This is a genomic window from Enterobacter sp. BIDMC 27, assembly GCF_000534415.1.
GTDB lineage: Bacteria > Pseudomonadota > Gammaproteobacteria > Enterobacterales > Enterobacteriaceae > Enterobacter > Enterobacter hormaechei_C.
Genome location: NZ_KI973178.1, coordinates 3,145,805 through 3,167,275 on the forward strand (window position 1 = coordinate 3,145,805; position 21,471 = coordinate 3,167,275).

Below are 21,471 nucleotides of genomic sequence, written 5' to 3' on the forward strand. Positions count from 1 at the left end.
TTGTAGGCCGGGTAAGCGTTAGCGCCACCCGGCAATTAAGAGGCACCATGTCTTCAGAAATCATCCCCGTTAACCAGGAAATCGAGCTTCGCGCCGTCGAAGAGCGCTATACCACCGATCTGCATAACCTCGTAATCAAAAACAAAACCTGGCTGCAAACCGCCTTTGACTGGGCGCAGCATGTCGGCAGCGAAGAGGACACGCGCCGCAACGTGCAGAGCAACCAGATGTTGCACCAGCGCGGTTACGCCAAAATGTTCCTGATTTTTATGAATGACGAGCTGATAGGCGTGCTCTCCTTCAACGCGATCGAGCCTGCGAATAAGGCCGGGTATATCGGCTACTGGCTTGACGAAGCGCATCAGGGGCAGGGTATTCTTTCTCAGGCGCTCCAGGCGTTTATGCGCTATTACGTTGAGCGCGGTGAGATCCGCCGTTTTGTGATCAAGTGTCGCGTGGATAACCAGAGCAGTAACCGGGTGGCGCAGCGCAACGGTTTCACGCTGGAAGGTTGTTTGCGGGAAGCGGAAATGCTCAACGGTCGCTACGATGACGTGAACCTGTACGCCAGAATCTTCCCGCTATAGCGCCCCCAGCAGCGGCGTCCGGGTGATCCGCGTGTCGCCGTTGATCACTTTGGCTCCCCGGACGTGAATGCTTTCACCCTCCAGCGCCTCGATAACCGCATCGTCCGTTATTTCCACCTGATGCTCAATCAGGACATCGCCGCTGATACGCGCCCGCCCCTGAATGACCACTTTGTCATCAATCAGGATCGGCCCGCCGCGTAACCACGCCTCGCCGCCTATTAATACGTGGTGTTTAATGACGCAGTTGCCTTCGACGAGGGCGTTTTCCGCGACCTGTGAACTGTACCGCACGGTCGGGATGGCATCATCCTCCAGACCGGCCAGCAGACGGGCGTTGCCGTACACTTTGGCGCAGTCGCACACCCAGACGTTATTCAGCCCGTTGCCCTCAATAATGGCGCGATCGAACACCTCGGCGCGGTGCTCAACAAAGGCCCAGGTCACCATGGCATCGCCGTAGATTTGCGCCTGATGCACAATACGCGACTGGCTGACCGTGGCTCGGTCATAAATTTGCAGGATCTGCTCACGGTCGGGTGTCAGCCCTTTGGCTGCAATTACCAGGCTGTTATGCAGCACCCGCGCGTCACCCGCGATACGGCATTCCCCGCGTACGGTGGAGTGCTGAATGGTGACGTTGTCACTTATTACCGCCCCGTGACTCACCTCTGCCGCGTCAAGCCAGCCGTTGCCGCCAACGTGTGCGCGGTGGCTTACGATGCAGGGTTGGGTGAGGCGGGCGTTACCGGATATCCTGGCCCCGGCAAACACCACGCTGTTTTCATCGTAAACCCAGCAATCCCCATCCTGGGCGAGCGCGTGTTCATCCTCAACCCAACCGCCTTTAGTCCCGCTGGTCACATCGTTAAAATCCTTCACGGCAATAATTTGTCTGAGAGGCGTTGTGCACGGCGTTGATCCGTCCTGCCAGCGCCAGAGACGCGTTTCATTGCTAAGCCGATATTTTGTCATCGTGTTATCCCTGAAAAGCCTTTCAATAAACGTAGCAAAGTTTTGGTTTTTCGAAGTGCTGGCGTCCGCTCAGGAAACCCCTTAAAATGGCATTTAAAATACATTTTAAAGTTTAAAAAAAATGCATAACCAAAACCAACGCGTTCTTAACTTGCCCGCCGGGTATTTCGGTATGGTCCTCGGGACCATAGGCATGGGGTTCGCCTGGCGTTACGCCGGCACCATCTGGCCGGTGACGCGCTGGCCGGGCGAGATCCTGGTGGCGCTGGCGGTGGGGATCTGGTTCCTTCTGAGCGTGGCGTTTCTTACCCGTGCGGTACGGTTTCCACATAGCGTGCTGGCCGAGATGCGGCATCCGGTAATGAGCAGTTTTGTCAGCCTGTTTCCTGCCACAACGCTGCTGGTGGCCATCGGCTTTGTGCCGTGGTATCGCCCGCTGGCGCTGGGGTTGTTTAGCGTGGGCGTGGTGATCCAGCTTGCGTATGCCGCCTGGCAAAGCGCCGGGCTGTGGCGCGGCAAGCATCCGGAAGAAGCCACGACGCCGGGACTGTATCTGCCGACGGTAGCGAACAATTTTATCAGCGCGATGGCCTGCGGTGCGCTAGGCTTCCACGACGCGGGGCTGGTGTTCCTTGGTGCCGGGGTCTTTTCCTGGCTGAGCCTGGAGCCGGTCATTTTGCAACGCCTGCGCAGCGCGGGCGAACTGCCCGCTGCCCTTCGTACCTCGCTCGGTATCCAGCTTGCGCCTGCCCTGGTGGCCTGTAGCGCCTGGTTTAGCGTCAACGGCGGCGAAGCGGACACCTTCGCCAAAATGCTATTCGGCTATGGCCTGTTGCAACTCCTGTTTATGCTGCGTCTGATGCCGTGGTATCTGTCGCAGCCGTTCAACGCGTCGTTCTGGAGCTTCTCGTTCGGGGTGTCGGCGCTGGCGACCACCGGTTTACATCTGGGGCAGAGCAGTCCGTCAGGGTTCTTTCATGCCCTCGCGGTTCCCCTGTTTATTTTCACCAACGTCATCATCGCGATGCTGCTGGTCCGTACTTTTATCTTGCTGATGCAGGGCAAACTTCTGGTGCGCGCTGATAAGGCACTGCTTATGCAATCTGAGGAAAAATAATGACTGTCGATGAAAACTACTTTACTGAGAAATATGGGCTGACCCGCACGCACTCAGAGGTGCTGCTCAGCGCGGACATTGTTAAGCCGGGTAAAACGCTCGATCTCGGTTGCGGAAATGGCCGCAACAGCCTCTACCTCGCTGCCAACGGCTATGACGTGACGGCGTGGGATAAAAACCCGATGAGCATCGATAACATAGAGCGCATTAAGGCGGCGGAAGGGATCGCGAATCTGCAAACGGCGATTAAGGATCTGAACAACCTGACCTTTGACGGCGAATATGATTTTATTCTTTCCACCGTCGTGTTGATGTTCCTCGAAGCGAATACCATCCCTGGCCTTATCGCCAATATGCAGCGTTGCACTAAACCAGGCGGCTATAACCTGATCGTTGCCGCCATGGATACGGAGGATTATCCGTGCACCGTCGGCTTCCCGTTTGCCTTCAAAACCGGTGAACTGAGCAACTACTATGAAGGCTGGGAGCTGATCAAATACAACGAAGAGGTGGGGGAACTCCACCGTACCGATGCCAACGGGAACCGTATCAAGTTGCGCTTCGCCACCATGCTCGCACGCAAGCCCGCTTAACGCGCGGCCAGCAGACAGAGTTGCAGGGCAGTGCGACAGGAGGCCTCGAACGACGACAGCGGTAAAAACTCAAACTTCGAGTGGAAGTTATGGGCGCCGGTGAAGAAGTTCGGGGTGAGCAGGCCTTTGGCTGACAGGGCCGCTCCATCCGTGCCACCGCGCATGGGGATCGGTTTTGGGGTGATGCCGAGCGATTCCATCGCCTCGAACATCAGGTCGATCGCGCGGCGGTCTTCGCCAATCGCATTGCTGATATTGCTGTAGGTATCCTCAATGCGGTATTCCACGTTTGCCGTGGGATGCTGCGCGGCTATTTGCGCCGCCACATCGGCAATGTGCTGCTTGCGGGCGGCGAAACCATCTTTGTCAAAATCACGAATATTGGCTTTCAGTATCGCTTCGTTCTGCCCGGCCTGGATGCCGTTAAACCAGATATAACCTTCGCGCCCCTCGGTGCATTCCGGGGTTTGCCGGCGATCGAAATGGCTGATGAAATCCGTTGCCATCAGCAGCGGATTGACCAGCACCCCTTTGGCGGACATCGGGTGAGCCGTGACGCCGGTAAAGCGAATTTCAGCCGCCGCCGCGTTAAAGTTCTCGTAAACAATCTCCCCCAGCTCGCAGCAGTCGATGGTCCAGGCAAAATCGACGTCAAAGCGCTTCAAATCCAGCGCTTTCGCGCCACACAGGCCAATCTCTTCATCGGGCACAAACGCCACCACAATATCGCCATGCTTATGTTCAGCGGTGAGGTTTTCCAGCACCGTCATGACCACGGTGACGGCCGCTTTATTATCTGCGCCTAATACGCTGGTTCCGTCGCTGAAAATAATCTCCTCAGCAGGATAAGCCAGAATTTCCGGGTGCTCATTTACGCGCAGCCAAATATCTTTCTCTTTATTCAGGCAGAGATCATTCCCCGTAAACGTTAATATTTGTGGATGAATATCCGGGGATAAACCGACGTCGACGGTGTCGATATGGGTAATAAAACCAATCCGCGGCGCGCCGGGAACATTGCCTTTTTTCACGGCGGTAACGGTGGCGAACTCATCTATCACAATATCATCTAACCCCAGCGTTTTCAGCTCCTTCGCCAGCTCCCGCGCCATGTCGTGCTGACCCGGGGTGGAGGGCAGGGTTTTGACTTTCGGGTCGCTCTGGCTGGTGATGGCGAGATAGCGGAAAAAGCGTTGGGTTAATTGTCTGGAGAGTTCTGAGCCCATAGTGTTTCCTTCTGTATTTATTTTTCATGTGTTTGCGCCATCACTTTAATGTTATTTATGAAATGGCAAAAGAAGTAATTAGCCGTCGAATTAAAAAGACAGGAATAAATGATGAAAAGCACATTCACAATGATAACGCTGGCGCTTGCTGCGCTGACGGTCAGTTCCACCGTCGCGGCAAAAACGCTGGTGTATTGCTCCGAAGGATCGCCGGAAAATTTCAATCCTCAGCTCTATACGTCGGGGACCAGCGTGGACGCCAGCGCCGTACCGGTTTATAACCGTCTGGTCGATTTCAAACCGGGCACTACCGAACTGGTGCCGAGCCTGGCGGAAAGCTGGGAGGTAAGCGAGGATGGCAAGATCTACACCTTCCACCTGCGCAAAGGGGTGAAATTCCACAGTAATAAGCTGTTCACGCCGACGCGCGACTTCAACGCGGACGACGTGATTTTCTCGTTTATGCGCCAGAAGGATGTGAATCATCCCTACCATAACGTCTCCAACGGCAGTTATTCCAACTTCGAAAGTCTGGAGTTCGGCAGCCTGATTACCGCCATTGATAAAGTTGACGATCGCACCGTGCGCTTCACCCTGGCGCATCCGGAAGCGCCGTTTGTCGCTGATCTGGCGTGGTACTTTGCCTCCATTCTGTCGGCGGAGTATGCCGATGCCATGCTGAAAGCGGGCACGCCAGAAAAGGTCGATATGCAGCCGATTGGCACCGGGCCGTTTAAGCTGGCGCAATATCAGAAGGATTCCCGCATCCTCTTTACCGCTTTCCCTGACTACTGGCAGGGAAAATCGAAGCTGGATCGTCTGGTGTTCACCATCACGCCGGACGCCTCGGTGCGTTTTGCCAAAGTCGAGAAGAATGAGTGCCAGGTGATGCCGTTCCCGAACCCGGCGGACCTGCCGCGTATGAAGGCTAACAAAGACATCAACCTGATGAGCAAGGCCGGTCTGAATACCGGTTTCCTGGCGTTTAACACGCAAAAGCCACCGCTGGATAACGTAAAAGTGCGCCAGGCGCTGGCGATGGCGATTAACAAACCCGCCATCATTGAGGCGGTGTTCCACGGCACCGGCACGGCGGCGAAAAACCTGCTGCCGCCTGGCGTCTGGAGTGCCGACAGCGAGCTGAAAGACTACGATTACGATCCAGAAAAAGCGAAAGCGCTGCTAAAGGAGGCGGGATTTGCCAACGGCGTAAGCATCGATCTGTGGGCCATGCCCGTGCAGCGGCCGTATAACCCGAACGCGAAGCGTATGGCGGAGATGATCCAGGCGGACTGGGCGAAAGTGGGCGTGCAGACCAAAATCGTGACCTACGAATGGGGCGAATACCTGAAGCGCGTGAAGGGCGGGGAGCATCAGGCCGCACTGATGGGCTGGACAACGGCGACGGGCGATCCGGATAACTTCTTCGGCCCGCTGTTTACCTGTACGTCCGCCAACGGCGGGTCGAACTCGGCCAAATGGTGCTATAAGCCGTTTGATAACCTGATTGCCGAAGCTAAATCGATAACCGATCGCGAAAAACGCGTGGCGCTGTACAAGCAGGCGCAGCAGATGATGCACGATCAAATGCCGGCGGTAATGATTGCCCACTCGACGATTTTTGAGCCAGTCCGTAAAGAGGTCACGGGCTATGAAATCGATCCCTTCGGCAAGCACCTGTTCTGGCAAGTGGACCTTAAGGAGTAATTTTTCACTGCCCGGTTTCGGTCGGGCAGTTTTTTCGCTATTTGTGCTGTCTTCGTCATTTTTTGCCACAACACATCGCCCGGTTTTTTGTTATAACTTCAAGTGCATACTTGCAGATAACATGGAATACCATCATGCGTACTCACACTTTTTTTAAAGTTGCAGTGCTTTCTGGTCTGTTGGCCCTTTCCGGCTGTGCGTCAAAAGTCGCAGCCCCCGATCAATATTCAGGCTTTTTAAAAGATTACTCCGGCTTGCAGGAGATGAAATCTGCAACCGGGAAGCCAACCCTGCGTTGGGTTGACCCGTCCTATAATGAGGCGAATTACGACAGCATTATCTGGACGCCGATAACCTATTATCCGACGCCAAAACCGACCACTCAGCTTGGGCAAAAAACGCTTGATGAGCTGTTGAATTATACCAATACCAAACTGAAAACCGCGATTGGCCAGCGTAAGCCGATTGTGACGACGCCGGGCAAACATAGCCTGATCTTCCGCGGCGCCATCACGGGTGTGAGCTCAGACAAAGAAGGTTTGCAGTTCTATGAAGTGGTGCCTGTGGCGCTGCTGGTTGCGGGGACGCAGATGGCAACGGGCCATCGTACCATGGATACGCATCTGTTCTTCGAAGGTGAGTTAATCGATGCGGCCACGAACAAACCAGTGATTAAGGTTGTTCGTAAGGGTGAAGGGAAAGAGCTGGCGAACGAGAATACGCCAATGGGCTTCGGCACCCTGAAGCAGGTTGTGGATGACATGGCGACGGATGCCACCATGTTTGATGTCCATCAGACAACAAAATAATAAAAACGGCCTGCATTTTCGCAGGCCGTTTTTTTATGCCGTCCGCAGGCGGCGGAACCAGGTTTCCGGCTTCGTAAACATCACCATATTCCCGCCCAGTATCAACAGCAGGCCGACGATCCCATTGAGATGCCACACGTAACCCTCGTACACCGTTGAAATCGACAGCGCCACCAGCGGGAACAGCAGGGTGCTGTACGCGGCTTTACCGGGACCAATGCGGCCTACCAGCGTAAAGTAGGCGCCGAAGGCAATCACCGAGCCAAACAGCGCAAGATAGAGCAGCGCCCCCATATAGCTCACCGTCCATTCCGGCATAAAGCTATCGCCCCTGAAGAGCGCGATAAGGCCCATCACGACGGTGCCGTACAGCATCGCCCAGGCGTTGGTGGTCATAGTTTCCAGCCCGTTTCGCTGATGACGCATGCTGATCATATTCCCCAGCGAGAAGCCGTAGGTGCCGAGGGCGGAAAGCCCGATGCCCGCGAGCAACGACGCGCTCCAGCCACTGGCGAGCAGATCGTTCCAGAACAGGGTAATGATCCCGATAAGCCCCAGCGCTGCCGCCGTCCAGAAGCGTGCGGGTGGGCGCTGGCCGAAGAAGATAAAGCTGTTGATGGCGTTATACAGCACGGCCATCGAGAAAATCACCGACTCAAGGCCGGTATTGATATGGGCGGCAGCGGTATAAAAGCACCAGAAGTTGAAACAGAAAACGCAGCAGCCCTGAAGCATGCAATAGAGATGATCCCGCAGCGCCAGCCTGCGCAGGCGGCGAAGGGCGACCAGGACGATCATCATCGTGGCGCTGGCCACGGCGAAGCGCCAGAAAATGGAGACCGGCGCTGCAACCGGCCCCTGTTGCAAAAAAATGGCGATCCAGGTCGTGCCCCAGATCACAACGACCAGCCCATAGAGTAATGCGTTCATGGTTTCTCTCTTCTCATACCGCGAAAAACAACAGTGTGGCGAAAGAAGGGGGGCCCGGCTTTCATCGTCTTGCGTCAGACTTGCAAATTCTTGCGCTTTTTTCTCGCGCGATGGCTGGTAACAGGCTGCAACACTTCTTAGACTGACAGTCTGATTAATCACCTGTTTACGGCCATGTCTCTCGTTTACGACACCTTTGAAACGTTACGCCAACAAAATGCAGTGCTGCGGGAAACCGTCGCGCTCAATACTGGCATTCAACTGGCGGCGTGGTACAACAAGCACGACACGATCACCGTGAAAAGCAACCATCACACCCTTAGCCTGTACGTGGCGGATGGTTATGAAAGCTATCAAAAAACGCCGGGTGGCTGGAAAAATGGCGGCGGGCCGGACCGTTTTTGTCTGATGCCGGAAGAGAGCGAATCCACATGGGATATTCGTGACGACCTGTCGTTCGTGCACCTTTACTGCACCGATGAACACCTGCGGGATGTGGGGGAGAAAATCTGGGATAAACGACCGCTATCGCTGACGCTTGAGGAAAAAATCTTCGGCAGCGATCCGAAAATCACCGCCCTTTATCGCCAGTTTTTGCTCGGCTGCGACTGGCAGCAAAACGCCAATCAGCTCACCCTGAGCACCGCGTCGACCTTATTGCTGACGCATTTGGTCCAGCACTATTCCAGCGTACAATGGAAGCTGCCGGTGGTGACCGGCGGGTTATCGCCGTTTGTGCTGCGCAACGTGCTGGCCTTTATCGAGGAAAACCTGGCGCAACCCTTAACGCTGGCGGAACTGGCGGGCCAGGCCGCACTCAGTGAGTATCACTTCGCGCGGATGTTCCGCCAGTCGATGGGGCTGGCGCCGCATCAGTATGTCATGCAGCGCCGCATGGAGAAGGCCAAAGCGCTGGTGCAGCACACGACCACGCCGCTCACCGACATCGCGCTGGCCTGTGGATTTAACTCCGCCAGCCATTTCAGTAACCGTTTTCGCAGCATGACCGGCATCACGCCGTCACAGCTACGCGCGGCGAAGGCGTGAGAAGACGGCGTAACAGATCCCACCCAGCACCAGCCCCCAGAAGGCGGAGCCAATTCCCAGGAGCGTGACGCCGCTGGCGGTCATCAGGAAGGTAACGATCGCCGCGTCGCGTTCTGCTCCATGGTTCAGTGCCTGATACAAACTCCCGCTGATAGTGCCGAGCAGGGCCAGCCCGGCCAGCGTCTGGATGCCGCTCAGCGGCAGGGCGGCCATCAGCCCGGAAATCGACCCGCCGAACACCCCCGCCAGCAGATAAAACCCGCCAGCCGCCGCCGCGGCCAGCCAGCGTTTACTGGCATCCGGATGGGCGTCCGGGCTCTGGCAGATGGCGGCAGTGATGGCGGCGATGCATATAGAATAAACGCCGAAGGGGGATAACAGCAGTGCCAGCCCGCCGGTGGCAACGATCAGCGGTGAGACCGCCAGCGGATAGCCCGATGCCTGCATGGTGGCGAAGCCGGGCGCATTCTGCGACGCCATGGTCACCAGGAAGAAGGGTAAGCCGATGCTGAGCAGGCTGGTGATGGTGAATGCAGGGGCAATGAATTCCGGCATGATGACCGATAACGTCATCCTGTTCGTGACAACGTCACCTCCGGCCCAGGCCACGAGGACACCCACCAGCAGCGTGGCGACAATGGCGTACCGGGGCGCGACGGCTTTGGCTACCAGCCAGGCGGCCAGCATACTGCCGCAAAGAAAAATGTGTCCCTCAAGATTGCTGAATGCCTTCAGGCCAAACTGTAACAGCACGCCCGCCAGCATAGCGGCGGCAAGCGAGTGCGGGATCAGTTTCATCAACCGGGCAAACAGGCCGGTGACGCCGCACAGCAGAATCAGCGCATTCGCGAATATAAATACCCCGATGGTTTCCGCCAGCGTCACGCCTTGCAGGCTGGTGGCGAGCAGCGCCGCGCCGGGCGTCGACCAGGCGGTCAGCACCGGGGCTTTATACCACCACGACAATGCCAGCGTGCTGATCCCCATCCCGAGCCCCAGCGCGGTCATCCATCCGGCAATTTGCTGTGTACTGGCGCCAGCCGCCGCAGCCGCCTGCCAGATAATGGCGGCAGAGCTGGCATAGCCCACCAGAACGGCAACAAAACCGGCCAGCACGGCAGGAAAGAGAGAGGCAGTCGATCGCATGGAAACTCCGTTGTGCGTTATAACGTCCGGGATAAGGTATCACTGTGCGCTATAGCGTACAAGTGGTATGCTTTGCCGCAACGGGAGGAACTATGGATATCACTCAACACCTGGCAACCACACTGAAAGCGCTGCGTCAGGCGCGGGGCTGGAGCCTGTCGAAACTGGCGGAAGAGACGGGCGTGTCGAAAGCGATGCTTGGGCAAATCGAACGCAATGAGTCCAGCCCGACGGTCTCTACCTTGTGGAAAATCGCCACCGGGCTGAACGTACCTTTTTCGGCGTTTATCACTCCAGAGAGCGAATCGCAGGCGGTGTTCGATCCGCAGCAGCAGGCGATGGTGGTGAAACCGCTTTTCCCCTGGGATGAACAGCTTAAGTTCGACCATTTCTCCATCACCCTGTCGCCCGGCGCGCTGAGTGAGTCCACGCCGCACGAAGCCGGGGTGATCGAACACGTGGTGGTGATAAGCGGTGAGCTGGACATGCAGATCGACGGTGTCTGGCGCACGCTATACGCTGATTCCGGCGTGCGTTTTGCCGGCGACAAACCGCACGCATACCGCAACAGCAGCGCCCGGACTGTGCATTTTCACTCTCTGATCCATTATCCCCGCTAAAGCGTCGCAAAACGGTTTCACTGGCACAGACTTCTGACTACAATAGCCGCCATTTTGACCATAACGGATAACGACGAAGTATGCGCCTGCACTCCCATCATCTTGAACTGCTAAGCCCGGCCCGCGACGCCGCCATTGCCCGTGAAGCTATTCTTCACGGGGCGGATGCCGTCTACATTGGCGGCCCTGGCTTCGGCGCCCGTCATAACGCCAGCAACAGCCTGCGCGACATTGCCGAGCTGGTCCCGTTCGCCCACCGTTTCGGGGCGAAGGTGTTCGTGACCCTGAACACCATTCTTCATGATGATGAGCTTGAGCCCGCGCAGCGTCTGATTACCGATCTCTACCAGACCGGCGTTGACGCCCTGATCGTTCAGGATATGGGCGTTCTGGAACTGGATATCCCGCCGATTGAGCTGCACGCCAGCACCCAGTGCGATATCCGCACCGTTGAGAAGGCGAAGTTTCTTTCGGACGTCGGGTTTACGCAGATTGTGCTGGCGCGCGAGCTGAACCTGAACCAGATCCGCGATATCCACCAGGCGACCGACGCGACCATTGAATTCTTTATCCACGGTGCGCTGTGTGTGGCCTATTCCGGGCAGTGTAATATCTCTCACGCCCAGACGGGGCGCAGCGCGAACCGGGGCGACTGCTCTCAGGCCTGCCGTCTGCCGTATACCCTGAAAGACGATCAGGGCCGCCTGGTGGCATTCGAAAAGCACCTGCTGTCGATGAAAGATAACGATCAGACGGCCAACCTCGGCGCGCTGATTGATGCCGGTGTACGCTCCTTCAAAATTGAAGGGCGCTACAAGGACATGAGCTACGTGAAAAATATCACCGCCCATTATCGTCAGATGCTGGATGCCATCATCGACGATCGCGGTGACCTGGCGCGCGCGTCCGCCGGTCGTACAGAGCATTTCTTTATTCCGTCGACGGACAAGACCTTCCACCGCGGCAGCACGGACTATTTCGTGAATGCCCGTAAAGGGGATATTGGCGCGTTCGATTCACCGAAGTTTATCGGCCTGCCGGTGGGTGAAGTGCTGAAAGTGGCGAAAGATCATCTTGACGTTCAGGTTACAGAGCCGCTGGCGAATGGCGATGGTCTCAACGTGATGATCAAACGTGAAGTGGTGGGTTTCCGTGCCAATACGGTGGAGAAAACCGGCGAAAATCGCTATCGCGTCTGGCCGAACGAAATGCCTGCCGATCTCTACAAAGTCCGTCCTAATGCGGCGCTTAACCGTAACCTGGATCACAACTGGCAGCAGGCCTTGCTCAAGACCTCCAGCGAGCGCCGCATTGCGGTGGATATCGCGCTGGGGGGCTGGGAAGAGCAGCTGATCCTGACCATGACCTGCGAAGACGGTATCAGCGTGACGCATACGCTCGACGGCCTGTTCGAGGTGGCGAACAATGCGGAGAAAGCGCTTAGCAACCTCAAGGATGGCGTGGCGAAGCTGGGGCAGACCATTTATTACGCGCGCAATATTGAGGTGAATCTGCCGGACGCGCTGTTCGTGCCGAACAGCCTGCTGAACCAGTTCCGCCGTGAAACGGCAGAGATGCTGGATGAAGCACGGCTGGCAAACTATCCGCGCGGCAGCCGTAAGGCCGAAACGGTGCCTGCGCCGGTCTACCCGGACACGCATCTCTCGTTCCTCGCGAACGTTTACAACCACAAAGCGCGTGCGTTTTACCATCGTCACGGCGTGCAGCTGATTGACGCCGCGTATGAAGCGCATGAAGAGAAGGGCGATGTGCCGGTGATGATCACCAAACACTGCCTGCGGTTTGCCTTTAACCTTTGTCCGAAACAGGCGAAAGGCAATATTAAAAGCTGGAAAGCGACGCCGATGCAGCTGGTGAATGGCGATGAAGTGCTGACGCTGAAGTTTGACTGCCGTCCGTGTGAAATGCACGTTATCGGCAAGATGAAGAATCACATCTTCAAAATGCCGCCGCCGGGAAGCATTGTGGCCTCCGTCAGCCCTGACGATTTGATGAAGACCCTGCCGAAGCGTAAAGGCAGCTAACCCGCAGAGTGGGTATCCGGTTTGCGCGATTTCTGCCAGGCATGGTGCTCGCGCAACCCCTCCGCAGACTCCTCAGCCGCGCTGCGTAACTCGTCGCTGTCAGCTTCATGACGAAGCTGATGGTCGGCGTTTTTCACATACACAAATTCATGCCCTTTGTGCTCCGCCATAATCTGCCCTGAGAACAGGGCGCTAATCACCAGCAGTAGCGAAAATTCTTTTCTGAACATCCTTTATCCCCTGAAAATACGCTACGGTCATCGTAGGGATAATTTCATAGAGTAATTATTCGACTGTTTAAATTTGAGAAAATAGACTGTCAAAAATTGTGGTCGCAATAAAACTCACTTAAGACTATTCTTAAAAGCAATATCGCCGTTGTAAACTCCCATTTCTGGTATGCAAAGAGAAGCTAGATTTATTGGGAAATCATTTACAATAAGATTTTTCTGGCTAAGGATTGGATCGAATAAATGAAAAAAATAATCGTGCTATCACTTCTGGGCGTAGTGGTTGCGGTGGGTGCTGCGGCCAGCATCTATTCAAATGAAGAACCAGAATATATTCAGTCAGCAAAAAGCCGTGTCGGATCGTATTTAACCAGCGATTACGGCCGTGTCGAATGTAATAGCACCCAGGTAAGTGAAGATCGCTGGGAGCTGGGCTGTACCAATAAGGCGAGGGGCAAAACCTTCCAGTTCGCCGTTTATCCATCCGAGCAGGCGCCGTATGGGGTCTCTCGTGCGTTTTATCTCGAAGCGATTAATGATGATGCCCGCCAGAGTGCAGAGCAGGGGCTGATGCGTTATCTGCAAATTAATACCAAAGCGGGTTAATCGATTCGTTTATGCTTCGTTGAGGCTCACAGTGGTAGATTGCAGATGATCCACATCCCGGTATGGAATACCGGAGCGTAGATACCAAAATACAAATCTATCCATGCAAGCATTTACCGCCAGATTATGGCGGTTTTTTTTTGCCCGTTTATCGTACCGGCTGTGAAAATTGTTTGCGATATTGCGCGGGCGAAAGCGCAAATTGCTGCCGGAAATGGTGGCGCAGCGTGCCGCTTTGTCCAAATCCGGTTTGTTCCGCAATATTGTCGATGCTGAGCCGACTGTTTTCGAGATAATCTTTTGCCCGCTGCAATCGCGCAGTTAATAACCAGCGCGCGGGCGTTGTTCCGGTCGCGTCCTGGAAACGGCGCAGAAAGGTGCGCTGACTCATACCCACCCGCAGGGCCAGCGATTCGACGGTATGGGAAACGGCCAGATGCTGGTGAAGATAATCAAACAGCTGGCCCAGGCGCTGGCTCTCCCGCAACTGAGCCACCGGTCGGCTAAGCTGCTGGGTTTGCGAGCCGTCCCGATGGGGCGGGATCACCAGCCGACGCGCCACGCGGTTTGCCGCTTCAATACCGTAATTCCGGCGCACCACGTGCAGGCACAGATCAATCCCCGCGGCGCTGCCTGCGGAAGTGAGAATATCGCCTTCGTCCTGGTACAGCACATCCTCAACCACGGTGATAGCGGGATAGCGTGCTTTCAGAGCTTGCGTGTAGCGCCAGTGGGTGGTTGCCTTCCGCCCGTCAAGCAGGCCTGAGGCTGCCAGAACGAAAACGCCAGAACAGATTGAGAGTAGCTGGCAGCCGCGGGCATGCGCCGCGCGGAGCGCCTGGCAGAGCGCGTCGGGTACGGGTTCGTCCAGCCCTCGCCAGCCGGGTACGACAACCAGATCCGCCGTCTCCAGCAGACGCAGATCGCCATCGGCCAGAATACGGATCCCGCCCGTTGCCCGGAGCTCGCCGTCATCCACGCTCGCCACGGCGAACTGATACCAGTCCTCGCCCATCTCCGGGCGCGGCAAGCCAAAGATCTCTACCGCCACGCCAAACTCAAAGGTACATAAACCGTCATATGCCAGCACGACCGCACGCGGCGAGTGATGTCTTAAGTTTGTCATCTTTTTGCTGTTTTCTGGCATAGGCGGACGCATTCATGGGCTGAATTAAGGGATAGAGTAGTGTTAACACAAACACCATAAATGAGGAAGATTCATGAGCTATGTTACTGAATTTCCGGCTGCTGAACCGCAGGAAGCCGTGGGGCATTTCCTGCGTCGTCTGAGCGTCGAGACGGACTGCGCCGATGTCCATCACGCGGTCTCCAGCGGTGAGCAGGACTTTGTTCTGCTGCACGTTGTCGGAAAACCTGAACATTTTGCCCGGCGGCATCTGCCCGGCGCGCTGCATTTACCCTGGAGCCAGATCACCGCCGAGCGGATGAAAGCGTGGCCAGAGGGCACGCTGTTTGTCGTCTATTGTGCAGGCCCGCACTGCAACGGGGCGGACAGGGCGGCGCTGAAGCTGGCGCGTCTGGGTCTGCCGGTCAAGATTATGCTCGGGGGCATCACCGGCTGGGAAGATGAGCGGTTCGCGTTTGCGGGATCTTCATCACCCACCCTATGAACATGAATTTATTTCAACACAGATGAAATTTTCTCGTTTGTCGGCGGCGAGCCGGTATGACATCTTTTCAGGACGTTTAGACATCCAGAAGTCTAAAGATTCAAGAAATGAATTATCACTGTGGGCAATTAACGCCGACAGACAGAGGAGATTTCCATGCAGCGACACCACGCCCCGTACCGCGCCGATGTAGTCGGCAGTTTTTTACGCCCGGATTCTGTTAAACAGGCCCGTCTGCAATTTGCCAGCGGTGAGATCGATGCCGGTCAGCTTCGCGCGGTTGAGGACGAGGCCATTCGCCATGTTGTCGAGCAGCAGTGCGCCTGCGGTCTGCATGTGGTAACGGACGGTGAATTCCGCCGCGCCTGGTGGCACTTTGACTTCTTTGACGGGCTACAGGGCGTAGAGCGTTATGATTCGCAGCAGGGCATTCAGTTCAACGGGGTGCAGACCAAAGCCCATGGCGTGCGCGTAACGGGCAAACTGGGCTTCGGCGATCATCCTATGCTGGAAGATTTCCGCTACCTCAAAAGCATCAGCGGTAACGCACAGCCGAAGATGACTATTCCGAGCCCGAGCGTGCTGCACTTCCGCGGTGGCCGCAAGGATATTGATGCCACGGTCTACCCGGATCTGAAAGATTACTTTGACGATCTGGCGACCACCTGGCGCGATGCCATTCGGGCCTTTTACGATGCAGGCTGCCGCTATCTGCAACTGGATGACACCGTCTGGGCCTACCTTTGTTCAGAAGACCAGCGCCGGCAGATCCGCGAGCGCGGTGATGATGCAGACGAACTTGCCCGAACCTATGCCCGGGTGCTGAATAAGGCGCTGGAGGGCAAACCGGACGATCTGACCATCGGGCTACACGTCTGCCGCGGCAACTTCCGCTCAACCTGGATTTCCGAAGGCGGCTATGAGCCGGTGGCGGAGGTGCTGTTCGGTACGGTGAACGTCGACGCGTTCTTCCTGGAGTACGACAACGACCGTAGCGGCGACTTTGCGCCACTGCGTTTTGTGCGCCCGGGTAAACAGCAGGTGGTTCTGGGGCTAATCACCACCAAGCACGGTGAACTGGAGAACCCGGAAGGGGTGAAAGCGCGTCTGGAAGAGGCCGCGCGCTACGTGGCGAAAGAGCAGATTTGCCTCAGCCCACAGTGCGGATTTGCCTCCACGGAAGAGGGTAACAGCCTGAGCGAAGCCCAGCAGTGGGATAAAGTTCGCCTGGTGACGCAAATCGCCGGCGACGTCTGGTAACATCGTTCACAGCGCTGCATTATTACAGTGCAGCGCTGTACCATTCTGAGTCGTTTCCCGTAGATCCTCTCTTCGAACCCGTTTAAATCCTGCCTCTGCAACCTGGCACCCTTTTTGCTCTCCTGAAACTGACGTTACTTTTTCTGCGTCCGGGCGGTAACGGACGTCTTCGCACAGCTTTCTTTTTCAGGAGTGAAAATATGCACCGTCGTACCTTTATAAAAGCGTTCGCCTTGTCCGCCTCCGTGGTCGCCATGGGGGTCAGTTTTGGCGTCCAGGCCGCAGAGACCATTAAAGTCGGGATCATGCACTCACTCTCCGGCACGATGGCCATTTCAGAAACGCCCCTGAAAGATGTCGCCCTGATGACCATCGACGAAATCAACGCCAAAGGCGGCGTGCTCGGGAAAAAGCTGGAGCCGGTGGTGGTTGACCCGGCATCCAACTGGCCGCTGTTTGCCGAAAAGGCCCGCCAGCTTCTGAGCCAGGATAAGGTCGCCGTGGTGTTTGGCTGCTGGACCTCCGTATCGCGCAAATCAGTTCTGCCGGTTTTTGAGGAGCTGAACGGTTTGCTGTTCTATCCGGTGCAGTATGAAGGTGAAGAGATGTCACCTAACGTCTTCTATACCGGCGCGGCGCCAAACCAGCAGGCGATCCCGGCGGTGGAGTACCTGATGAGCGAGGACGGCGGCAGCGCGAAACGCTTCTTCCTGCTGGGAACGGACTACGTTTACCCGCGCACCACGAACAAGATCCTCCGCGCCTTCCTGCACTCGAAAGGCGTGGAAGATAAAGATATTGAAGAGGTCTACACCCCGTTTGGTCATAGCGATTACCAGACCATTGTCGCCAGTATCAAGAAATTCTCCGCGGGCGGTAAAACGGCGGTGGTCTCAACCATCAACGGTGATTCCAACGTGCCTTTCTATAAAGAGCTGGCGAACCAGGGGCTGAAAGCCACGGACGTGCCGGTGGTGGCGTTCTCGGTGGGCGAGGAAGAACTGCGCGGCATTGATACCAAACCGCTGGTGGGTAACCTGGCGGCGTGGAACTACTTTGAATCCGTCGATAACCCGACCAACCAGACTTTTGTCGCGGCCTACAAAGCCTACGCGAAAGCCCATAAGCTGCCGAATGCCGATACCGTCGTCACCAACGATCCGATGGAAGCGACCTATGTCGGCCTGCATATGTGGGCGCAGGCGGTTGAAAAAGCGGGGACAACCGACGTGGACAAAGTGCGCGCGGCAATGGCGGGCCAGTCGTTCAACGCGCCGTCCGGCTTTACGCTGACCATGGATGCCACCAACCACCACCTGCATAAGCCCGTCATGATTGGTGAAATCGAAGGCAACGGCCAGTTCAACGTCGTCTGGCAAACCGAACAGCCGGTACGCGCTCAGCCGTGGAGCCCGTTTATCGCCGGGAATGACAAAAAACCTGACCAGCCGATGAAAACCGCCAGCAACTAAGCCACCACCAGGGAGAGACGTCATGAACGCCATGCGCATAATTATTGCGATTGTGTGGCTTACCGGACTGCTGCCAGGGATGGTGCAGGCATCGGATGCCGATGATTTCGTTGCCGCTAGCCGCAGCCAGCAGACCGCCATGCTGACCCGCTGGGCAGCCATGCCGGAACCTGCACGTTTGCCGCTGCTTAAAGCGCTGCAACAGGAGAACCTCTACACCGACAGCCAGAAGAAGGCTTTTACCCGCATCGACGGCGAAATGGTTGCCCTGGGCGCGGCAAAGAGCGCCGAAGGAACGACCAAAGCCGTGCGGCTGACCAACCGGCTGCGCGTGTTAACCGTCACGGCGCTGGCGACGCATCAGCTTGTCAGTGACAGTGTCACCGAAAGGCGTCATGCCGCGCGGCAACTTCAGCGTGACGCCCAGCCGGATATGCTCGGGTTTCTGCAACAGCGGGCTAACCGCGAAACGGATGACGTCACCCGACAGTCGCTGAGGCTGGCGCTGGCAAATCTTCAGCTGGCGAGTCCGCAGGCGGAAACGCGCCTCAACGCGGTTGAACTGTTGGGACAGTCTGACGATCCGGACGTTCAGGCCACGCTGACGCCGTTCACCCGGGCGCAAACCGAGCCGGACGCACGGGTACGTGCCGCCGCCGCTGAGAGCCTGGACCGTATTCAGCACCGGCTGATGTGGGGCGAACTGCTGGGGCAGGCCTTCATGGGCCTGTCGTTGGGGTCGGTACTCTTGCTGGCCGCGCTCGGGCTGGCTATCACCTATGGTCTGCTGGGGGTGATTAACATGGCCCACGGCGAAATGCTGATGCTCGGGGCGTATGCCACCTGGATGGTGCAGCAGGTGATGGCGCAGTGGATGCCTCAGTGGCTGGCGCTTTATCCGGTGGTGGCGCTGCCGGTGGCGTTTTGCCTGACGGCAGGTATCGGGATGGTGCTGGAGCGCACGGTGATCCGCCATCTGTATGGCCGCCCGCTGGAAACCCTGCTCGCCACCTGGGGGATCAGCCTGATGCTCATCCAGCTGGTGCGCATGACCTTCGGCGCCCAGAACCTTGAGGTCGCAAACCCGGCCTGGCTGTCCGGCGGGGTGCAGGTTTTCGCCAACCTGACGCTACCGTGGAACCGCATTGTGGTGCTCGGGTTTGTGCTGCTGGTGCTGTTCTTCACCTGGCTCATTCTGAATAAAACGCGTCTGGGGCTGAACGTGCGGGCGGTGACGCAAAACCGCAGCATGGCGGCCTGCTGCGGCGTCCCCACCGGACGGGTAGATATGCTGGCGTTTGGCCTCGGGTCCGGCATTGCCGGGCTGGGCGGCGTGGCATTGTCCCAACTGGGGAACGTGGGACCGGAGCTGGGCCAGGGATACATCATTGATTCGTTCCTGGTGGTGGTGCTCGGCGGCGTCGGCCAGCTGGCCGGTAGCGTCGCGGCGGCCTTTGGTCTGGGGATCTTCAATAAAATTCTTGAACCGCAGATGGGCGCCGTGCTGGGCAAAATCCTGATTCTGGTGGCGATCATTCTGTTTATTCAGAAACGTCCGCAGGGGTTATTCGCACTTAAAGGGAGGGTGACAGACTGATGAGCCAGCCATTGACCTTAACACTGGCGCGCAGGGCACCGCGCTCCACGCAAATCTTCGGCAGTCTGCTGGTTGCGGCGCTGCTGGTGCTGCCTTTTCTCGCGCTGTTGCCCGCAACGCATCCGCTGGCCGTTTCTACGTGGATGTTGACGCTCATCGGCAAGCTCCTCTGCTACGCAGTTGTCGCCGTGGCCCTCGATCTGGTCTGGGGCTATGCCGGTATGCTCTCACTGGGGCACGGCATATTCTTCGCCCTGGGCGGCTATGCGATGGGCATGTACCTGATGCGCCAGGCGGCCGGGGACGGGCTGCCCGCGTTTATGTCGTTTCTCTCGTGGAGCGAGCTGCCCTGGTTCTGGTGGGGAACGCAGCATTTTGCATGGGCTCTGGTGTTAATTGTGACGATCCCCGGCCTGCTGGCGCTGGTCTTCGGCTGGTTTGCTTTTCGCTCGAAGATCAAAGGGGTCTATTTCTCCATCATGACCCAGGCGCTGACCTACGCGGGCATGCTGCTGTTCTTTCGCAACGAAACCGGCTTTGGCGGCAATAACGGCTTTACCGGCTTTACCACGCTGCTCGGGTTTTCCGTCACGGCGACCACCACGCGGATCGCGCTGTTTCTCGCAACGGTCGTGCTGCTGCTTCTGGCCCTGGGCACAGGCTACGCGCTGGCGAAGAGTAAATTTGGCCGCATTTTAACGGCGGTGCGCGATGCGGAAAACCGTCTCACGTTCTGCGGCTACGATCCGCGCGGTTTCAAGCTGCTGGTCTGGACGCTTTCCGCCGTGCTGTGTGGCCTGGCGGGAGCGCTGTACGTTCCGCAGGTGGGCATTATCAACCCGGGTGAAATGTCGCCGACCAACTCGATTGAAGCGGCCATCTGGGTAGCGCTGGGTGGACGCGGCACTCTGGTGGGCCCGGTGATTGGCGCGGCGCTGGTCAACGGTGCGAAGAGCTTTTTCACCGTGGCGATGCCGGAGTACTGGCAGCTGTTTCTGGGGCTGATTTTCATCGCCGTGACGCTGTTTTTACCGCGCGGCGTGTTCGGTCTGTTTCGTAAGGGAGAGAATTAATGCAGCCCTCTGAAGGACTCTTTACCCGCCAGCTACCGGGCGACCGTTACCGCGAGCAGACCGATCCGGTGTTGCAGCTCGAGGCCATTAACGTCAGTTTCGACGGTTTTCAGGCGTTGACCGATCTCTCGCTGAACATCGGCGTCGGAGAATTGCGCTGCATCATTGGCCCTAATGGCGCCGGTAAAACCACGCTGATGGACGTGATTACCGGCAAAACCCGGCCAAAAAGCGGGAAAGCTATTTACGATCAGTCCATCGATCTGACTGCCCTGGAACCGGCGGCCATCGCCCGTCAGGGCATTGGCCGTAAGTTCCAGAAGCCGACCGTGTTTGAAGCGCTGACCGTAGGGGAAAACCTCGAAATCGCCATGAAAGCCGACAGGTCCGTCTGGGCGAGCCTGCGGGCCACGCTCAGCGGCGAGCAGCGCGACCGCATTGATGAGATGCTGGTTTTGCTGCGGCTTGGCAGCGAGCGCGATCGCCGTGCCGGACTGCTTTCCCACGGACAGAAGCAGTTTCTGGAGATCGGCATGCTGCTGGTGCAGAACCCGCACCTGTTACTGCTGGACGAACCCGCCGCCGGTATGACCGACGCAGAGACGGAATACACTGCCGAGCTGTTCCGCACCCTGGCAGGCAAGCATTCGCTGATGGTGGTTGAGCACGATATGGGCTTCGTCGAGACCATCGCCGACCACGTCACGGTGCTGCATCAGGGGCGGGTACTGGCGGAAGGTTCGCTTCGCGAGGTACAGGCCAATGAACAGGTAATTGACGTCTATCTGGGACGTTAAGGA

Annotated in this window: 21 protein-coding genes; 15 read left to right on the forward strand and 6 right to left on the reverse strand. The window is 57.1% G+C overall.

The annotated features are described in order from the left end of the window. The first annotated feature begins 47 nt into the window (after positions 1-47). Positions 48-587 (forward strand): 50S ribosomal protein L7/L12-serine acetyltransferase, encoded by a 540-nt coding sequence (gene rimL, locus L463_RS07860; protein WP_017384000.1) that lies wholly within the window; start codon positions 48-50, stop codon positions 585-587. Here the strand turns inward: rimL and ydcK are convergent. Continuing rightward, positions 582-1,562 (reverse strand): YdcK family protein, encoded by a 981-nt coding sequence (ydcK, locus tag L463_RS07855; RefSeq protein WP_032104101.1) that lies wholly within the window; start codon positions 1,560-1,562, stop codon positions 582-584. The two genes, rimL and ydcK, sit on opposite strands and share 6 nt — an antisense overlap. Positions 1,563-1,683: 121 nt before the next feature. On the opposite strand from ydcK, the gene tehA reads away from it, so the two are divergent. After that, a complete protein-coding gene (gene tehA / locus L463_RS07850) occupies positions 1,684-2,679 on the forward strand; it encodes a dicarboxylate transporter/tellurite-resistance protein TehA (protein WP_023296595.1) in 996 nt (331 codons plus the stop codon). Beyond that, positions 2,679-3,272 carry a tellurite resistance methyltransferase TehB gene (tehB, locus tag L463_RS07845; protein WP_032104100.1) on the forward strand — a complete coding sequence of 198 codons (594 nt, stop codon included), beginning with the start codon at positions 2,679-2,681 and terminating at the stop codon, positions 3,270-3,272. Before tehA ends, tehB begins: the two co-directional genes overlap by 1 nt. On the opposite strand, the gene pepT is transcribed toward tehB, so the two are convergent. Continuing rightward, entirely contained in the window at positions 3,269-4,498 is a 1,230-nt protein-coding gene (gene pepT / locus L463_RS07840) for a peptidase T (protein WP_032673216.1), read from the reverse strand. The two genes, tehB and pepT, sit on opposite strands and share 4 nt — an antisense overlap. 111 nt (positions 4,499-4,609) lie before the next feature. Here pepT and L463_RS07835 point away from each other — a divergent pair, with 111 nt between their 5' ends. Together L463_RS07835 and L463_RS07830 are read left to right on the forward strand one after the other, a co-directional pair. Next, positions 4,610-6,205, forward strand: coding sequence for an ABC transporter substrate-binding protein (locus L463_RS07835; RefSeq protein ID WP_017693443.1), 1,596 nt, complete (start codon positions 4,610-4,612; stop codon positions 6,203-6,205). A gap of 134 nt (positions 6,206-6,339) precedes the next feature. Continuing rightward, positions 6,340-7,014, forward strand: a complete 675-nt coding sequence (locus L463_RS07830; protein WP_015570552.1) for a DUF3313 domain-containing protein — start codon at positions 6,340-6,342, stop codon at positions 7,012-7,014. Between the two features lie 33 nt (positions 7,015-7,047). Here the strand turns inward: L463_RS07830 and L463_RS07825 are convergent, their stop codons facing one another. Beyond that, a complete protein-coding gene (locus tag L463_RS07825; RefSeq protein ID WP_032103031.1) occupies positions 7,048-7,944 on the reverse strand; it encodes a DMT family transporter in 897 nt (298 codons plus the stop codon). Between the two features lie 174 nt (positions 7,945-8,118). On the opposite strand from L463_RS07825, the gene L463_RS07820 reads away from it, so the two are divergent. Beyond that, on the forward strand, positions 8,119-8,991 hold the full coding sequence (locus tag L463_RS07820; RefSeq protein WP_006810606.1) for a helix-turn-helix domain-containing protein: 873 nt from the start codon (positions 8,119-8,121) through the stop codon (positions 8,989-8,991). Here the strand turns inward: L463_RS07820 and L463_RS07815 are convergent. Beyond that, on the reverse strand, positions 8,971-10,137 hold the full coding sequence (locus L463_RS07815) for a benzoate/H(+) symporter BenE family transporter (RefSeq protein WP_032103030.1): 1,167 nt from the start codon (positions 10,135-10,137) through the stop codon (positions 8,971-8,973). The two genes, L463_RS07820 and L463_RS07815, sit on opposite strands and share 21 nt — an antisense overlap. A gap of 92 nt (positions 10,138-10,229) precedes the next feature. Here L463_RS07815 and L463_RS07810 point away from each other — a divergent pair, with 92 nt between their 5' ends. Together L463_RS07810 and L463_RS07805 are read left to right on the forward strand one after the other, a co-directional pair. Next, the gene (locus tag L463_RS07810; RefSeq protein WP_032103029.1) at positions 10,230-10,757 is read left to right on the forward strand and encodes a helix-turn-helix domain-containing protein; all 528 of its coding nucleotides are present in this window, start codon (positions 10,230-10,232) and stop codon (positions 10,755-10,757) included. An 80-nt stretch (positions 10,758-10,837) separates the two neighbouring features. Further along, positions 10,838-12,802 carry a peptidase U32 family protein gene (locus L463_RS07805; RefSeq protein WP_032103028.1) on the forward strand — a complete coding sequence of 655 codons (1,965 nt, stop codon included), beginning with the start codon at positions 10,838-10,840 and terminating at the stop codon, positions 12,800-12,802. On the opposite strand, the gene L463_RS07800 is transcribed toward L463_RS07805, so the two are convergent. Then, the gene (locus L463_RS07800; protein WP_015570548.1) at positions 12,799-13,032 is read right to left on the reverse strand and encodes a DUF2554 family protein; all 234 of its coding nucleotides are present in this window, start codon (positions 13,030-13,032) and stop codon (positions 12,799-12,801) included. The genes L463_RS07805 and L463_RS07800 overlap by 4 nt on opposite strands. A 243-nt stretch (positions 13,033-13,275) precedes the next feature. Between L463_RS07800 and L463_RS07795 the strand changes: the two genes are divergently transcribed. Next, complete coding sequence (locus L463_RS07795) at positions 13,276-13,638, forward strand: hypothetical protein (RefSeq protein ID WP_015570547.1); 363 nt, start codon at positions 13,276-13,278, stop codon at positions 13,636-13,638. A 148-nt stretch (positions 13,639-13,786) separates the two neighbouring features. On the opposite strand, the gene ftrA is transcribed toward L463_RS07795, so the two are convergent. Then, positions 13,787-14,785 (reverse strand): transcriptional regulator FtrA, encoded by a 999-nt coding sequence (gene ftrA / locus L463_RS07790; protein WP_032103027.1) that lies wholly within the window; start codon positions 14,783-14,785, stop codon positions 13,787-13,789. 73 nt (positions 14,786-14,858) lie between these two features. Between ftrA and L463_RS07785 the strand changes: the two genes are divergently transcribed. The 6 genes from L463_RS07785 to urtD all read left to right on the forward strand — a co-directional run bounded on the left by L463_RS07785 (position 14,859) and on the right by urtD (position 21,468). Next, complete coding sequence (locus tag L463_RS07785) at positions 14,859-15,269, forward strand: rhodanese-like domain-containing protein (RefSeq protein WP_032103026.1); 411 nt, start codon at positions 14,859-14,861, stop codon at positions 15,267-15,269. Positions 15,270-15,425: 156 nt separating this feature from the next. Beyond that, on the forward strand, positions 15,426-16,529 hold the full coding sequence (locus tag L463_RS07780; protein WP_032103025.1) for a cobalamin-independent methionine synthase II family protein: 1,104 nt from the start codon (positions 15,426-15,428) through the stop codon (positions 16,527-16,529). A 200-nt stretch (positions 16,530-16,729) separates the two neighbouring features. After that, complete coding sequence (gene urtA / locus L463_RS07775; RefSeq protein WP_015570544.1) at positions 16,730-18,001, forward strand: urea ABC transporter substrate-binding protein; 1,272 nt, start codon at positions 16,730-16,732, stop codon at positions 17,999-18,001. A gap of 22 nt (positions 18,002-18,023) precedes the next feature. Continuing rightward, on the forward strand, positions 18,024-19,598 hold the full coding sequence (gene urtB, locus L463_RS07770; protein WP_032103024.1) for an urea ABC transporter permease subunit UrtB: 1,575 nt from the start codon (positions 18,024-18,026) through the stop codon (positions 19,596-19,598). Beyond that, a complete protein-coding gene (gene urtC / locus L463_RS07765; RefSeq protein ID WP_032103023.1) occupies positions 19,598-20,671 on the forward strand; it encodes an urea ABC transporter permease subunit UrtC in 1,074 nt (357 codons plus the stop codon). The genes urtB and urtC overlap by 1 nt, the downstream gene beginning before the upstream one ends. Further along, a complete protein-coding gene (urtD, locus tag L463_RS07760; RefSeq protein WP_032103022.1) occupies positions 20,671-21,468 on the forward strand; it encodes an urea ABC transporter ATP-binding protein UrtD in 798 nt (265 codons plus the stop codon). Before urtC ends, urtD begins: the two co-directional genes overlap by 1 nt. Positions 21,469-21,471: the final 3 nt, after the last annotated feature.

Excerpts from the sequence above, each read along its gene's own strand:
- L463_RS07825 (WP_032103031.1), bottom strand. The coding sequence starts at position 7,944 with ATGAACGCATTACTCTATGGGCTGGTCGTTGTGATCTGGGGCACGACC.
- ydcK (WP_032104101.1), bottom strand. The coding sequence starts at position 1,562 with ATGACAAAATATCGGCTTAGCAATGAAACGCGTCTCTGGCGCTGGCAG.
- rimL (WP_017384000.1), top strand. The coding sequence starts at position 48 with ATGTCTTCAGAAATCATCCCCGTTAACCAGGAAATCGAGCTTCGCGCC.
- L463_RS07830 (WP_015570552.1), top strand. The coding sequence starts at position 6,340 with ATGCGTACTCACACTTTTTTTAAAGTTGCAGTGCTTTCTGGTCTGTTG.
- pepT (WP_032673216.1), bottom strand. The coding sequence starts at position 4,498 with ATGGGCTCAGAACTCTCCAGACAATTAACCCAACGCTTTTTCCGCTAT.
- L463_RS07800 (WP_015570548.1), bottom strand. The coding sequence starts at position 13,032 with ATGTTCAGAAAAGAATTTTCGCTACTGCTGGTGATTAGCGCCCTGTTC.
- L463_RS07810 (WP_032103029.1), top strand. The coding sequence starts at position 10,230 with ATGGATATCACTCAACACCTGGCAACCACACTGAAAGCGCTGCGTCAG.
- urtA (WP_015570544.1), top strand. The coding sequence starts at position 16,730 with ATGCACCGTCGTACCTTTATAAAAGCGTTCGCCTTGTCCGCCTCCGTG.
- L463_RS07805 (WP_032103028.1), top strand. The coding sequence starts at position 10,838 with ATGCGCCTGCACTCCCATCATCTTGAACTGCTAAGCCCGGCCCGCGAC.
- tehA (WP_023296595.1), top strand. The coding sequence starts at position 1,684 with ATGCATAACCAAAACCAACGCGTTCTTAACTTGCCCGCCGGGTATTTC.
- urtD (WP_032103022.1), top strand. The coding sequence starts at position 20,671 with ATGCAGCCCTCTGAAGGACTCTTTACCCGCCAGCTACCGGGCGACCGT.
- L463_RS07835 (WP_017693443.1), top strand. The coding sequence starts at position 4,610 with ATGAAAAGCACATTCACAATGATAACGCTGGCGCTTGCTGCGCTGACG.
- tehB (WP_032104100.1), top strand. The coding sequence starts at position 2,679 with ATGACTGTCGATGAAAACTACTTTACTGAGAAATATGGGCTGACCCGC.
- urtB (WP_032103024.1), top strand. The coding sequence starts at position 18,024 with ATGAACGCCATGCGCATAATTATTGCGATTGTGTGGCTTACCGGACTG.
- L463_RS07820 (WP_006810606.1), top strand. The coding sequence starts at position 8,119 with ATGTCTCTCGTTTACGACACCTTTGAAACGTTACGCCAACAAAATGCA.
- L463_RS07780 (WP_032103025.1), top strand. The coding sequence starts at position 15,426 with ATGCAGCGACACCACGCCCCGTACCGCGCCGATGTAGTCGGCAGTTTT.
- L463_RS07815 (WP_032103030.1), bottom strand. The coding sequence starts at position 10,137 with ATGCGATCGACTGCCTCTCTCTTTCCTGCCGTGCTGGCCGGTTTTGTT.
- L463_RS07785 (WP_032103026.1), top strand. The coding sequence starts at position 14,859 with ATGAGCTATGTTACTGAATTTCCGGCTGCTGAACCGCAGGAAGCCGTG.
- L463_RS07795 (WP_015570547.1), top strand. The coding sequence starts at position 13,276 with ATGAAAAAAATAATCGTGCTATCACTTCTGGGCGTAGTGGTTGCGGTG.
- ftrA (WP_032103027.1), bottom strand. The coding sequence starts at position 14,785 with ATGCCAGAAAACAGCAAAAAGATGACAAACTTAAGACATCACTCGCCG.
- urtC (WP_032103023.1), top strand. The coding sequence starts at position 19,598 with ATGAGCCAGCCATTGACCTTAACACTGGCGCGCAGGGCACCGCGCTCC.